The organism is Luteolibacter sp. (assembly GCF_058122085.1).
This window is the reverse complement of record NZ_JBIKBQ010000106.1, coordinates 1-14,336: the sequence shown is the minus strand read 5'-3', so window position 1 is coordinate 14,336 and position 14,336 is coordinate 1. Positions and strand designations below refer to the sequence as shown.

General features: G+C 62.2%; 9 protein-coding genes. 7 read left to right on the top strand and 2 right to left on the bottom strand.

Features of this window, described 5'->3' with window-relative positions; all coding sequences use genetic code 11:
• Positions 1-428: 428 nt before the first annotated feature.
• From AC4DF4_RS14815 to AC4DF4_RS14795, 5 genes are read left to right on the top strand one after another with little or no spacing between them, the layout of a single operon-like run.
• Positions 429-1,265 carry a sugar phosphate isomerase/epimerase family protein gene (locus tag AC4DF4_RS14815; RefSeq protein WP_490048887.1) on the top strand — a complete coding sequence of 279 codons (837 nt, stop codon included), beginning with the start codon at positions 429-431 and terminating at the stop codon, positions 1,263-1,265.
• A gap of 11 nt (positions 1,266-1,276) precedes the next feature.
• Positions 1,277-2,320 (top strand): Gfo/Idh/MocA family protein, encoded by a 1,044-nt coding sequence (locus tag AC4DF4_RS14810; RefSeq protein WP_490048886.1) that lies wholly within the window; start codon positions 1,277-1,279, stop codon positions 2,318-2,320.
• A gap of 23 nt (positions 2,321-2,343) precedes the next feature.
• Complete coding sequence (locus AC4DF4_RS14805; protein ID WP_490048885.1) at positions 2,344-3,744, top strand: MFS transporter; 1,401 nt, start codon at positions 2,344-2,346, stop codon at positions 3,742-3,744.
• A gap of 22 nt (positions 3,745-3,766) precedes the next feature.
• Complete coding sequence (locus AC4DF4_RS14800; RefSeq protein ID WP_490048884.1) at positions 3,767-5,089, top strand: 3-keto-disaccharide hydrolase; 1,323 nt, start codon at positions 3,767-3,769, stop codon at positions 5,087-5,089.
• A 16-nt stretch (positions 5,090-5,105) separates the two neighbouring features.
• Positions 5,106-6,440 carry a Gfo/Idh/MocA family protein gene (locus AC4DF4_RS14795; RefSeq protein WP_490048883.1) on the top strand — a complete coding sequence of 445 codons (1,335 nt, stop codon included), beginning with the start codon at positions 5,106-5,108 and terminating at the stop codon, positions 6,438-6,440.
• A gap of 75 nt (positions 6,441-6,515) precedes the next feature.
• Here the strand turns inward: AC4DF4_RS14795 and AC4DF4_RS14790 are convergent, their stop codons facing one another.
• Positions 6,516-9,743 (bottom strand): DUF6797 domain-containing protein, encoded by a 3,228-nt coding sequence (locus AC4DF4_RS14790; protein ID WP_490048882.1) that lies wholly within the window; start codon positions 9,741-9,743, stop codon positions 6,516-6,518.
• Between the two features lie 198 nt (positions 9,744-9,941).
• On the opposite strand from AC4DF4_RS14790, the gene AC4DF4_RS14785 reads away from it, so the two are divergent.
• Both AC4DF4_RS14785 and AC4DF4_RS14780 read left to right on the top strand, forming a co-directional pair.
• Entirely contained in the window at positions 9,942-12,563 is a 2,622-nt protein-coding gene (locus AC4DF4_RS14785; protein WP_490048881.1) for a glycoside hydrolase family 2 TIM barrel-domain containing protein, read from the top strand.
• Between the two features lie 20 nt (positions 12,564-12,583).
• Complete coding sequence (locus AC4DF4_RS14780; protein ID WP_490048880.1) at positions 12,584-13,741, top strand: 3-keto-alpha-glucoside-1,2-lyase-like domain-containing protein; 1,158 nt, start codon at positions 12,584-12,586, stop codon at positions 13,739-13,741.
• Between the two features lie 3 nt (positions 13,742-13,744).
• On the opposite strand, the gene AC4DF4_RS14775 is transcribed toward AC4DF4_RS14780, so the two are convergent.
• The gene (locus AC4DF4_RS14775; protein WP_490048879.1) at positions 13,745-14,200 is read right to left on the bottom strand and encodes a helix-turn-helix domain-containing protein; all 456 of its coding nucleotides are present in this window, start codon (positions 14,198-14,200) and stop codon (positions 13,745-13,747) included.
• Between the last annotated feature and the right edge of the window lie 136 nt (positions 14,201-14,336).

The following is a 14,336-nucleotide window of genomic DNA, read 5'->3' as shown; positions in this document are numbered from 1 at the left end:
CACAGCGCCAAACCCCACGCCGCCTTGTGCCTCCTCAAAACCTCCCCTCCAAAAATCAGCTAACCAGACAACCGCCCTGGTCACTTCACCGCCGTGAGGGTGAAGTCCTTGATCGTCACTCCGCGGCTGTCTTGTTTGAGTTCGAAGTTGAGGATGTTTTTACTTCTTTGCAAGGTGACCTCGATGGGCTTGGTCAGCATGCCACATGCCGAAGTCCTCTCCGCGCGTGCTGATAGGCCGACAGGTGGTGTTTTTTTTGATTGACGAGTTTCGGCACGGTGTCGAGCGTCGCCGGGTAAATCAGAACGCTGACTGGGAAATCAAAGCGTGCAACCTGACGCGGCCGGCTGCAGCCGGTTGTTCCTCGTAGCCTGCCGGAGGTGAAAGGTTGGCCCGATCAGTCCGTATAGTCAGCCGCATTGAATTCCATGAATCCCGCCCCTTTGCCCCAACGACTCGCCGTTTGCTCCTGGTCCCTGCTCGCGACTGATCCGCATGATCTGGCAGCCAAATTGAAGTCCACCGGCATCGACCGGGTCCAACTCGCCCTCGATCCACTTCGCGAGGACCCCGCCGTCTGGGGTGAAACGCAGGATGTGCTGCGGCAGGCAGGCATTGCGATCATCTCGGGCATGTTCGGCTGCGTGGGCGAGGATTACTTGTCGCTGGACTCAATCCGGGTGACCGGCGGGATCGCCCCAGACACGACTTGGGAGCAGAATTTGGCAAACATCCGCGCGACGGCCGAAATCGCCACCGCGCTCGGATTGGAGCTCGTCACCTTCCACGCCGGCTTCGTCCCGCACGATCCGGCGGACCCGGATTTCTCGAAAATGGTCGCCCGCCTCGCCGCCGTGGCGGAAATTTTCGCCGCCGCCGACATGACGGTCGCCCTGGAAACCGGCCAGGAAACCGCCGCCGGACTGGCATCGTTGTTAGTCGTGCTGGATCGGCCCAATGTGGCCGTCAACTTCGACCCCGCCAACATGTTGTTATACGGCAAGGGCGATCCGGTCGAAGCGGTGCGCCTGCTCGGCCGCTGGATCCGGCAGGTGCATGTCAAAGACGCGGTGCAGAGCGCCGTCCCCGGCACCTGGGGCGAGGAGGTCGCCGTGGGCACCGGGCAGGTGGACTGGCCCGCGTTTTTCGCCGCGCTCGCGGATGCGGATTTCACCGGCGACCTGGTCGTCGAGCGCGAAGCCGGCGACCAGCGCGTGGCCGACATCCGCACCGCTCGCGAGCTTGTTTTGAAATCCATCCCTTGAACCCGAATCCCATGCCATCCGCCTCCACTGCCGCAAAACCCGTGAACGTGGCCGTCGTCGGTCTCGGATTCATGGGCGTGACCCATCTCCGCGCCTACCTGGCCAACCCCATGGCGCGCGTGGTCGCGGTCTGCGACGCCGTGCGCGTGCCGGTCAACGGCATCCTCGCCGGGGTCTCCGGCAATATCACGAAATCCGACGACATCGATCTCGGACCGGACGTGAGGGTTTACCGGACGACGGAGGAATTGTTAGCCGACGCGGATGTCGAGCTGGTGGACTTCTGCACGCCCACGCCGCTGCACGCCGCGCAGGTCATCGCAGGGCTGAATGCCGGCAAGCACGTCATCTGTGAGAAACCGCTGGCCCGCACCTCGGCGGAGGCTCTGGAAATCCTGAAGGTCGCGGCGAACTCGCCCGGCATCCTGATGCCCGCCATGTGCATGCGCTTCTGGCCCGGCTGGAGCTGGCTCAAGCAAGCGGTGGAGGAACAAACCTACGGCAAGGTGCTCGCCGCTAGATTCCGCCGCGATTCCGCGATGCCCGGCTGGAGCCAGCAGGGCACCTACTCCGGCGGCCAGGACCTCGGTGGCGCGTTGTTCGACCTCCACATCCACGACACCGATTTCGTCAACCACCTCTTCGGCCGGCCGGCGGGCGTCTTCTCCTCCGGCGTGCTCGCAGCCAGCGGATCCATCAACCATGTGGTCACGCAATACGATTATCCCGGCGGTCCTAACGTTTACGCGGAGGGCGGCTGGCTGCTGAACCAAGGGTTCAACATGTCCTACACCCTGCTCTGCGAACAAGCCACGATCGACTTCGACCTGGCCCGCGGTGCTAACTCTCTGATAGCCTCCGAAACCGGCAAGGAACCCCGCGTGGTGGAAACCGGCGATGGCGATGGTTACTCGAAGGAAATCGATTACATCGTGGACTGCGTGGCCAGACGCCAGGCACCGACCGTGGTCACCGCCCTCGACGGCGTGACCGCCCTGGAAATTTGCGAGGCCGAGGAGCGATCCATCCGCAGCGGAGCACCCGTGAAACTCTGAATATCTAACGTCCTATTACAACCATGACCCCGTCCCCGCGCTCCACCCTCATCCGGCTCTCCGTGATGATGTTCCTCCAGTTCTTCGCATGGGGGTCCTGGTTCGCCACGCTGGCCCTCGCGATGGGCAACAACGACTTGGCGGCCTTCATCGGCGGTGCGTATGAAAGCGCGCCGATCGCCGCCATCTTCGCCCCGCTTTTCCTCGGTCTCATCGCCGACCGCCTGTTCTCTTCCGAGCGCGTGATGGGTGTCTTGATGTTGATCGGTGGTGGCATCATGTGCGCCATCGCCATCCTGGCACCGCAAGGCGCGGAAAAAGGCGGGCAAATCGTCTGGCTGATGATTGCCTACATGCTCTGCTACATGCCCACCCTCGGGCTGGGTAACACCATCACCTTCACGCATCTGCCGCAGGAATTGTTCCCGAAAGCCCGCGTCTGGGGCACCATCGGCTGGATCGTCGCCGGCCTCACACTGGGCATCGCCGGATGGTCCGCGTCATTGAACATTTTCTGGATCGCCGCCGTATCGAGCATCGCGCTCGGCGTCTACAGTTTCACGCTTCCCCACACACCGCCTCCCGCCAAGGGCAAGCCCATTGACATCGGTTCGCTGCTCATGTTGGACGCGCTCAAACTGCTGAAAAACCCGCCGTTTCTGGTGTTCGCCATTTGCTCGATGCTGATCTGCATCCCGCTCGGTTACTACTATGGGCAAACCTCCGCCTTTCTTGGTGCCGCAGGCTTCAAACAAGCCGCATCCACGATGACCCTCGGTCAAATGTCAGAGATCGTCTTCATGCTCCTCATTCCGTTCTTCTTCCGCCGGCTCGGGGTGAAACTCATGCTGCTGGTAGGCATGGGCTGCTGGGTGCTGCGCTACTTCTTGTTCTCCTTCGGCGCTCCCGAGCAAGTGACATGGATGCTCCTGATGGGCGTGGCGCTTCACGGTATCTGTTATGATTTCTTCTTCGTCACAGGGTTCATCTACACCGACAAGAAGGCTCCCGCCGAAGTCCGCAGCCAGGCGCAGAGCCTGCTGGTTTTCCTCACCCAGGGCCTGGGCATGTTTTTCGGTTTCCGCATGGCATTTGGTGGCAACTGGCCGTTCACCACCATTCCGCTTCCTAACACTTTCGGCGTTTATGGGGCCGCTCCCGCAAACCACGCTGCGTTGATGGAAAACATCAAGGCCACCGCCGGCAGCCAACCCGCTCCTTCGTTCCTCGAATCGATGGCTGGCATGTTCGGCAAGGGTTACCCCGAGGGCGTGAATCCGGAGCTGGTCACCCAAGCGATGACCGAATGGAAATACTACTGGCTTTTCCCAGCAGGCATGGCGGCCGTCATCGCGGTGATCTTCCTGCTGTTTTTCCGCGACAATGTCGACCCTGCCGAGGGTGAAACAAAGACGCCGCATTGAACCCGCTAATCCATTCCTAATCATGAAAAACCACCCGTTTGCCTTGGCGTTGATATGCGCCGCCTCACTTGTGTCCGCAACCCCGGCTCAATCCGCAGAGAACACCACGCCCCAGGGTTTCACCGCGCTCTTCAACGGCACCGACTTGAGCGGCTGGTGGGGCGCGGAAACCGAGGATCCACGCAAATATCTCGCGCTGCCAGCTGACGAGTTCAAAGCGAAGCACGACGCTTCCCTGGCCGATATCCAGAATCACTGGCGCGTGGAAAACGGCGTGCTCGTCAATGACGGCAAGGGCCTGTTCCTCACAACCGATCAATCCTACGGGAACTTCGAGTTGCTCGTGGACTACAAGACGGTGCCACTCGCCGACAGCGGCATCTATCTGCGCGGCTGCCCGCAGGTGCAGATCTGGGATTCCACCGAAACGGCCAAGTTTAATATCGGCGCGGACAAGGGCTCCGGCGGATTGTGGAACAACTCGGCAGGCGCGCCCGGAAAAGATCCGCTCGTCAAGGCGGACAAGCCCTTCGGCGAATGGAACAAGCTCCGCATCATCATGGTCGGCTCGCGGGTCTGGGTGTGGTTGAACGACCAGCAGACCGTCAATGGCGCGGTGATGGAAAATTACTACGACCGCAAGCAACCGGTCCCGGCACGCGGCCCGATCCAACTTCAAACGCACGGCGGCGAGATTTCCTGGAAGAATGTCTTCATCCGGGAAATCGGCAGCGACGAGGCTAACAAGCTGCTGCGCGAAACTGGTCCCGAGGGATTTAAGCCAGCCTTCAACGGCAAGGACTTCTCCGGTTGGGCCGGCGCGACCGATGCATGCCGCGTGACCGACTCCGCCATCGAGTGGCTGCCGGGAAAAGACGGCACACTCCACACCCAGGACGAGTTCGCGGACTTCATCGTGCGTTTTGAATTCAAACTGCAACCCGGCGGCAACAACGGCCTCGCCATTCGCTTCCCCGGCCAAGGCAACCCGGCTTACGATGGCATGACTGAATTACAGGTGCTCGACGAACAATGGGAAAAAGTCACAGGCATCAAACTGGATCCCCGTCAGGTTCATGGATCGGTTTACGGCATGGTTGGAGCCATCACCGGATATCAATATCCCGCCGGGGAGTGGAACTATCAGGAAGTCACCGTCAAAGGCTCCACCATTCAGGTGGAACTCAACGGCTCCAAAATTCTCGATGCTGATGTGAGCAAGGTCACAGAATTTTTGGACCAAAAACCTCATCCGGGAAAGGACCGGAAAAGCGGTTATTTCGGCTTTGCCGGTCACGGTGATCCCTTGATGTTCCGTAACATTTCAATCAAACCACTCAACTGAACTAAGACCACACATCATGAAAAACCAGTCTCTCTACTCTCGCCGTTCGCTACTCAAGCTGCTCGGTACCACGGCAGCCACCGCTCCCTTCATCTCCACCCGTTTGATGGCGCAGCCAGCCTCCAATACGGTCCGCCACGCCTGTTTCGGTCTGGGTGGCATGGCGGAGTCCGACCTCGCGCATATCTCGAACTGCAAGAACGTCGAGATCGTGGCGTTCTGCGATGTGGACCTCGCCCAGGCGGCCCCGGCACGCGCGAAATTCCCCAAGGCACGATTCTATCAGGACTGGCGGGAGATGCTCGACAAGGAGGCCGGCAACATCGACAGCGTCAACGTATCCACTCCCGATCACATGCACGCACCCATGGGCGTCAGCGCGATGCAACTGGGCAAGCACGTTTATGGCCAGAAGCCGCTCGCTCACAGCCTGCATGAAGTCCGCCGCATGACCGAGCTGGCCAAGGAAAAGAAGGTCGTCACGCAAATGGGCATCCAGATCCATTCCACGGCGTATTACCGGATGGCCGCGCAGGTCATCCAGGACGGCGTGATCGGCAAGATCAAGGACGTCCACACATGGTCGTCCAAGACCTGGGGCGATCCGGCGGCAAAGCCCGACAGAACCGATTCCGTGCCGGAGGGTTTCGACTGGAACCTGTGGCTCGGCGTCCGCCCCGATCGTCCGTTCATCGGCGGCGGATACTATCATCCGGGAAACTGGCGCAAGCGGCTCGACTTCGGCACCGGCACGCTTGGCGATATGGGCTGCCACATCCTCGATCCGATTTTCGAGAGCCTCAAACTCAACGCGCCCGTCTCCGTCCGCTCCGAAGGCCCGGTGCCGAACGCATGGAACTGGGCGGTCGACGGGAAAGTCATCTATTCCTTCGCCCGCACGCCCATGACGGAGGGTGAAAGCATCAACGTCACTTGGTATGACGGTGCGGCCAGGCCTCCTCAGGAAATCATCGCCTTGTTGGAAGGCAAACCGCTGCCGGATCAGGGTTCTATCTTCATCGGCACCGAGGGCGTGCTTGTGCTCCCGCACGTCAGCCGCCTCGAACTGTTTTCCAAGGAGAAATTCAAGGACTACAAGCTGCCGCGCGTCACCGGAGCGGATCACTGGGAGCAATTCATCGAAGCCTGCCGCGGCAACGGCAAGACCTCGGCGGATTTCTCCTACGCAGGCCCGCTCACCGAGGCAATCCTGTTGGGCGGCATCGCTTCGCGTTTCCCGGGCGCCACGCTCAAGTGGGACAGTCCGGGACTGAAGTTCGATCTCGCCGAGGCGAATCAATTCGTCCGCAGGGATTACCGCGAAGGCTGGCGGATTCCGGGCCTGGGCTGACGTTCTATCAGAAATCGGCCGGGACGGATCCCGGCCGGGAATTCTGGTGTTCGTCCTGCGCGTCTCTTGGTGATTTCACCTGAGCTGATGAATCGTTCCGTGCAGCACGCTGCCGGCGATTTTCAGCTCGTAGCATTGCGTGGGCGCCAGACCGGGGATTTCCAGAACCACCTCCCGCCGGTCGTCGCTGGTTCTGACCGAGCGGATCGCCAGGGCGTGCTCGTCATGGTGATCGGAGCCGTAGCGCTCGCCGCGTTTGAGCGACCACACTTTCATGGCGCATTCTCCCGGTTCGACAGGATCGCTGAAATTTACCGTTAGTGATCCCTTCGCGGCATGCACCGCCAGCGGCACTTGGGCGGGCTTGTCGCCGCGGCGGATGCGGTGGAAGCCGCCCGGCGCGGTGGCGTTGCCCGCCCAAGAGAACATGCCGCAGGTGTAGAGCGCGCCGTCCTCACCAAAGCGCCCGCGCATGATGCCGGTGGCGAAGGCGGGCATCGGCAGTTCGCAGACCGCGCCCTGCCATTGGCCGTTGATTTCCTCGTGCGGCACGATGAATACGCGGCCGGTGCCGTAGCTGAGGTTCAGCAAACTGCCGCCGAGGTTGCCCCAGGCGTTCTTGGGCACCCACACGAGCTCGGCGGGGCTGCGGTCCATCTTGTTAGTGATCCACACCATCGGCTGCTCCATGGCGGAGTCCGAGGAATCGGTGACGCCGGAGTAGCCGTCCATGTTGCCGTAGAAACCGCCGGGCTTCACGCGGTTGATGCGGTTCTTCGGCGTCCAGTTGCCCTCCTGGTCGGTGACGAACAGGCTGCCGTCGTCATTGACGCACACGCCGTTCGCCGCGCGGAATCCTGTCGCGACAATGTCGGTCTTCGAGCCGTCCGCAGCCACGCGCAGCAGCGTACCGTGATGCGGCACGACTGCCTTGAGCCCGTGGCGGGCGGACTTGGCATAGTAGAAATTGCCCGCGGCATCGGTCTGCAGCCCCATTGCGAACTCGTGGAAATTCTCGGTGACCTGCGCGTCGTCGTTGAAGCAGCCGATGAAATCGATCTCGCCGTCGCCGTTGAGATCTTGCAGCCGTGCGATTTGATCGCGGCAGGTGATGAACAATTCACCGCCGCGGAACTTCACTCCCAGTGGCTGGAACAATCCGCTGGCGATCCTGCGCCACGTCAGCGGGGCGGGGGCTTTTTCGGCGACGCCGTCCACCTGCCAGACATCGCCGTTCCACATCGCGACGACGGCCGACTTGCCATCCGGCGTGAAATCGAAGCCACCGGGACGCAGCCAGCTTTGCCACGGGTTGCCGTGCGGCAGCGGGAAATCATCGGCGATGAACGCGGCGTCCTCATTACCCGCCACCGAGGTCGTGGTCACCGTCTGCGGCCACCTTGGCGGCCCGCCCCGGGTCAGTGGTGTTAGGTCGGGCGGGGCCGTCATGGATTTAGCCGCGGCGTCGAGCGTCGCGGCGTCCCCACGGGAGATGCAAATCCGCGACTTCGCCCCGGATGGCAGGGTCGCGATCCAGAAGCCGTCCTCTTTTCCAAGCGTCCCGTCGCCGCGCAAGACGACGTTCACGTCATCCGGAGCCACGCGCAGACGCAGCGGTTTTTCCGCCTTCGCGAGGTTGATCGTGCGCGCGAACACCGGCGTGCCGCCGTGGTCAAGCCACGCGGGCGACTCGAGCACGCGGGTGCCGTGAATGTTGGCCGCGATCACGGTCCGGTCTCCATGCAAGTAGAGTCCTTCGAACTTCAATCCGGGGTGCGGGCCGTATTTTTTCCCGTCCCGGGCCGACGCGCGTTTGTCTTCAAAGCCATCGACACTCCATCCCGGGCCGGACGGATTCACGAACTGCCGCTCACCCGTTAGGCTGGTGTGCGACCCGTGGCTGCCATCGAAGGCGATGCCCTTCCAGTCGATGAAGCTGCCCGTGGTCGCGGCGGCCACGCGCATCGTGTCGTGATCGTAAACCATCCAGGCGCGGCCCTTGCTCACGCCGCCGGGCCCCTCGTCAAGACGGATGGCGATTCCCTTCTGCGCGATGTTGTCCGGCGCTACCTGATAAGTCCAGAACAGCGCCGGACCGAGCTCCATCTGCTCAAAGGGCGTCTGCGAGTGATCCACCTTCTCCGCCTCGGTCCGCGCCAGTCCCTTCGGCAGGGAGGCCACGTATTCCGGGGTGATCTCAGTGAGCTGTGTGGGATTGTGCGGGCGCAAGAACGTTTCCCGGATGTAGTGGATCACCGCGTATTTCTGGGCGGTGGTGTATTGTGGCTGCGCCACCATTTGTTCGTAGCCCTTCGTCAGCGTGAGATACATCGAGTAGGGGTCCGAGCCGTTCTTGAACGTTCCTTCGGCGAAACGCAGCGCCGTGGGCAGAGAGCCCGGTTGTTCCTTGGTGCCGTGGCAGATCACGCACATCATGCTGTAGATGTCCCGTCCCTGCTTCAGCGTCCGCGCATTCCAGCGACTGACGATTTCCCCGTGGTCGCTGCGCTCCAGCGCTTGCACCCAGCCCGAGCCGCCTTCGATCAACGGTCTGGTGTCCGCCTTGGGAAGATGCGTGAAATCCGGCGTGTTAGCGCCCGCGCCGCCGTCTTTGAACAACAGCGCGATCTCCTCGTCCGGCAGCGCGCGCTTCCACACCCGCACCGCGCTGATGTGGCCATTCTTGAAATCCCCGCCGAAATCCGGCGTTGCGCGACCGATTTTGAAGACGTGCGCTTCCGGGTCGGGCTTGGTGAAGTCGGCCTTCTCCCCGATCACGTGGCCATCGAGCCACAACCGCGCGGCGCCCGCGCGCACCCGGAGCGCCACCGTGTGCGGCTTGCCGTCATTGATGTTTGGGCCACCGCTCGTCGCACCGAGGAAGCCGATGTCGTAGACCAGCCTGCCGCCGCGGATGAACAGCGCCTTCGCCCCCGGTGACCACTTGCCGGTCGGCGCGCACATCGAGAACAGCGTGCCGTCACCGGCGGATTCGAACGACGCCATCGCCGTGAAATCGGCACCAAGGTTGAGGTTCGCATCCGGGAAATCCTTGCCGTCCATTGCGGCGAGAGCGGGCACATTCTCAGGCCCGCGCACCAGTTTCCCGCCCGACCAGACCCGCAGCACCGGCGCGCTTTCCGGCGGATGCTCGACGGCGATGTCGTGCGGGCCGTTCGCACCGAGCGGGATCGCGACGCCGTCTGCCAGACGGACACGGGCCGCGCCCTCGAGGTGCAGCCGGTAGTTCTGCGGCCACTCCGGAGCGTCCAGTGGCAGCGCGTCACGGGGTGTGGCCCCCATAGCGGAGAAAGCGAAAGCACAGAATAGAAAGAGGCGTTTTATCATGGCGGGCAGGGTATCATGGCGGGCAGGGCCACCGTCTTACGCGCGGTCGGCCCGTATTCTGTCGGTTCACATGGGGATTTTTAACGCGCTTATGCGTCAGGACCGGGTTTTGGCTTGCAAGGCCGCCGGTCCTTGATGGATTGGACGGAGCAAATGAACCAAGCACTGAAAAATCTCCTGCGGTATTTGATCATTCAGGTCAGCCTGTTGGGAATCGGCGCCGGATTTTCCTCCGCCACCGAATCCACGCGGGTCCGGGACTTGTTCGACATTGGATGGACCTTCACCAAAGGCGACCCCGCGGGAGCGGAGCAGCGGGTGTTTGACGACTCCGGCTGGCGTCGGCTCGATTTGCCGCACGACTGGAGCATCGAGGGCCCCTTCGACCCCGCCAACCTGAGCGGCGCGCCCGGTGGCTTTCTGCCCGGCGGCACCGGTTGGTATCGGAAATCCTTCAAAGCCCCGTCCGCCGCCGAAGTCCGCAAGGTTTTCATCGAGTTCGACGGGGTTTACATGAATGGTGAGGTCTGGATCAACGGCCACCGGCTGGGGAAGCGGCCCTATGGCTGCATCGGCTTCGAGTATGACCTAACTCCCTACCTGGATTTGAAGGGGGACAACGTGCTGGCCGTGCGCGTTGATAATTCGCGTCTGCCATCCGGCCGCTGGTATACTGGCAGCGGCATCTACCGCCACGTCTGGCTCAAAATCACCGATCCCCTCCGCGTCGTCCACTGGGGCACCTATGTCACAACCCCGAAAATCTCCGCCACGCAGGCCGAGGTAGCCGTCAAGACCACGATCCGCAACTGTCATGCCGCGGCGAAATCCGTGACAGTGACCCAGAGCGTGCTCGATTCAAAAGGCGCGGTGGTCGCCACCGCCGAGGGAGTTCATGAACTGGCGGCGGATGCCGAACTAACCGTCGATCAGTCACTCCAAATCGCCAACCCGGCGCTATGGTCACCGGACTCGCCGAACCTCTACACGTTGCGCACCGAGTTGCGCGATGGCGGACGTCTGTCCGACCGCTACGAGACGCCGTTTGGCGTGCGCGAGTTGCGCTTCGAGGCGAAGACCGGGATGTTTCTCAACGGCAAAAGCATAAAAATGAAAGGCGTCTGCAACCATCAGGACCTCGGTCCGCTTGGCACCGCCTTGTGGGACCAGGCACTTGAGCGCCGCCTGAAAATGCTCAAGGACATGGGCTGCAATGCGATCCGCACCGCGCACTACCCGCATTCCCCCGAGATGATGGCGCTGTGCGACAGAATGGGCTTTCTCGTCCTCGATGAGACTTTCGACGAGTGGCGGCGCGGCTGGGACTTCGAGGGCAAGCTGCTCGTTGCCAGCAAGAACAACAAAGGCAAGGCTCCCTTCGGCTATAATAAATACTTCGACGAGTGGCACGAGCGTGACCTCACGGACCATCTCAAGCGCGATCGCAACCACCCGTGCGTGATCATGTGGAGCGTCGGCAACGAGGTCCCTGAATCGGTGAAAAACGGCGAGATCGAAACCGTGAAGGTTCTCCGCGATCTCTGCCACAAGATCGACCCCACCCGCCCGGTCACGGTCGGTTGCAACCACATCAAAAGCGCCAATGAAAGCGGTTTCACCGAGCAGCTGGATATCGTGGGCTACAACGAGGGCGTCGAATCCGTGTTCGAGATCGAGGGCGACCGCGCCCGCTACCCGGATCGCAAGATGTATCTCTCCGAGGTGCCCCACTCGCTGCAAACCCGCGGCGAATACCGCACGCATCCGCGTTATTATCGGCCGGGTTTCGATCATCCGAAGCTGACGGAGAAGGAAGTCTTTCCAGAAACCGACGCCTACTATGAGTCGTCTTATGACAATTCCGGCGTGCAGATTGACGCACGGCGTTCCTGGCGGATGACGAAAAGCCAGCCCTCCATCATGGGCGAATTCCGCTGGACCGGTTTCGACTACGTTGGCGAGTCCGGCGGTTGGCCGCGCGTGCTGGGGAACTACGGCATCATCGATCTCTGCAACTTCCCGAAGGACACCTACTATTTCTATCAAAGCCAGTGGACCGACAAACCGATGGTTCATCTCCTGCCGCATTGGAACTGGCCGGGCAAGGAAGGCGCCACCATCCCGGTGTGGTGCTACACCAACTGCGACGAGGCCGAGCTTTTCCTCAACGGCGCGTCGCTCGGCACGCGCAGGTTTGACGGCAAGAACGACATGCACCTCGAATGGCTCGTGCCCTATCAGCCCGGCGAGTTGAAAGTCCTCGCAAGCAAGGATGGCAAGATGGCCGCCACCTCCATCACCCAAACCGCAGGCGTGCCCGCGCGGATCCACATTTCCGCCGATCAACCCAAGCTCGATCCCGCCAACCGCGATCTTTCCTACGTCATCCTCCGCATGGAGGATGAAAACGGCGTCTTCGCCCCGCAGGCCGCGAAATGGGTCAACATCCAGATCGAAGGCCCCGGTCGGATCGCCGGCTCCGGCAGCGGCGATCCACTCAGTCACGAAAGCTTCCAAGCCAGCACCTTCCGCACCTTCAACGGACTCGGCCTCGCCATCATCGCTGCGACCTCGGGGCCCGAACCCGAGATCCGTGAGGGCCGCACGCGCAAGCCCGGCGAGATCATCGTCCGCGCCAACTCCAAAGGCATGGAACCCGTCGAGCTGCGCCTCATCCGCACGGGCGATGGGACCGTGAAACCCGCCCCCACGAACTCATCCCCTTCGACCGGCCCCGCGGTGGATGGGGTGGACGGCCTGCCGTCGGTCAAGTGAGACACTCGCAAATACACATCATGAAATCCCACACCATGCACCGTCTGCCGCTGGCGGCCGCCCTCGCCGCCCTAACTCTGTTTCCCTCGCCAGCTCGGACGCAGGACCTGCCGCGCGGCGTTTCTCTCAACGCGTTCCGTCCGGTCGCGAGCTGGCGCGGGGTGGGGGAGGTGGCCGCGGTGCCCGGCAAGACCGAATTCCAAACCGGCGGCGAGGGTGGAATCCTCGTCAACGGAACCGCCAAGGACAAACAGATCCCCTATCTGATCACCAGGGACGAGTATGGCGACGCCCGCGTCGAACTGGAGTTCATGATTCCGAAGGACTCGAACGCCGGCGTTTATTTGATGGGCCGCTACGAGGTGCAGGTCTTCGACAGTTTAGGCAAGGCCCGGGTGGCTTACGACGACCTCGGCGGGATCTACCAGCGCTTCGACCCGGCGCTGCCAAAGGAGCGGCAGGGCTTCGGCGGCATCGCGCCCATGACAAACGCCGCCAAGGCCCCCGGCGAGTGGCAGACGCTGGACATCACCTTCCGCGCCCCGCGCTTCGATGGCGCGGGAAAGAAAACGAGCGACGCCACCTTCGAGAAGGTGCTCGTCAACGGCTTGCTGGTGCAGGAGAACGCATCGACCACCGGTCCCACCCGCTCGTCTCCGCTTGAAGGAGAAGCGCCGAAAGGCCCCATTGCCATCCAGGGCGACCACGGGCCGATCGCCATCCGCGGCTTCCGCGTCACGGCTCTCGAAGATGCCAACCGGGCGCGCATCGCCGAACTTGACGCCTACTGGGCGGTGGTTTCCCGCGCGGTGAACGAAGGGAACTTCGAGGCCTACACCGCGACCTGCCACGACGAGGGGGTTCTTGTTAGCGGCAGCAAACAAACGACCCAGCCGCTCGCCAAAATCCTGCCGAGATGGAAAAAGGATTTCGTCGCCGCCCGCGACGGCACGCGGAAAGCCAGCGTTGAATTCCGTTTCTCAAGGCGCATCGGCGACGCCACCACCGCGCACGAGACCGGAATTTTCCTCTACACCTCCCAGATTCCCGGCGGACCTGTCGTCAAGGACTATATCCAATTTGAAGCCCTGCTGGTGAAAGAAACCGACGGTTGGAAAATCCTGATGGAGAACCAGCAGGGGCTCGCCACGGCGGCCGGGTGGGACGCGCTGAAATAGCTGTCAGACCTGCTCCGGGAACGCCTTCTGGCGCTCCTCGCGGAACTGCGCCGGCGGGATGCCCTCGACGCGGGCGAAGGCCTTGTAAAAATGATCGGCGCTACGGAACCCGGCGTCCATCGCCACGTCCTTCATCGACGCGTCGGTCTCGACCATCCGGCGCTTGGCGCGCTGAATGCTCAGGCGGGTGATTTCACCCGCGATACTCCGCCCCACCGACTCACGGAACCGCCGTTCGAGGGTGGTCGCCACGGCTGCGGCTACATGAATCACCTGGATCCGCCGGTGGCTGTTTTCCGAGATGAAGCGCAGCGCCCGCGCCACCAGTGGGTCGTTCGCCGCCAGCACGTCGGTGGACTGGCGCGGGACGAGCTCCGCCGGTGGGACCAATTCCGGTTCCGCCTGCGCCACGCCGCCGGCCATCAAGCGGTCGAGCATGGCCGCCGCCCGGTAGCCCACCTGCCCGAAGCCTAGTGTCGCGTAAAATTCAAATTGTTGGATAGAGTGATTTGAGTTTGATGCGGGCTTTTTCGTTGGTGAACTGCCAGTTGATCGAATTGGATTCCTCATTCTTCCGGGCGAGATAGGCTTTCAC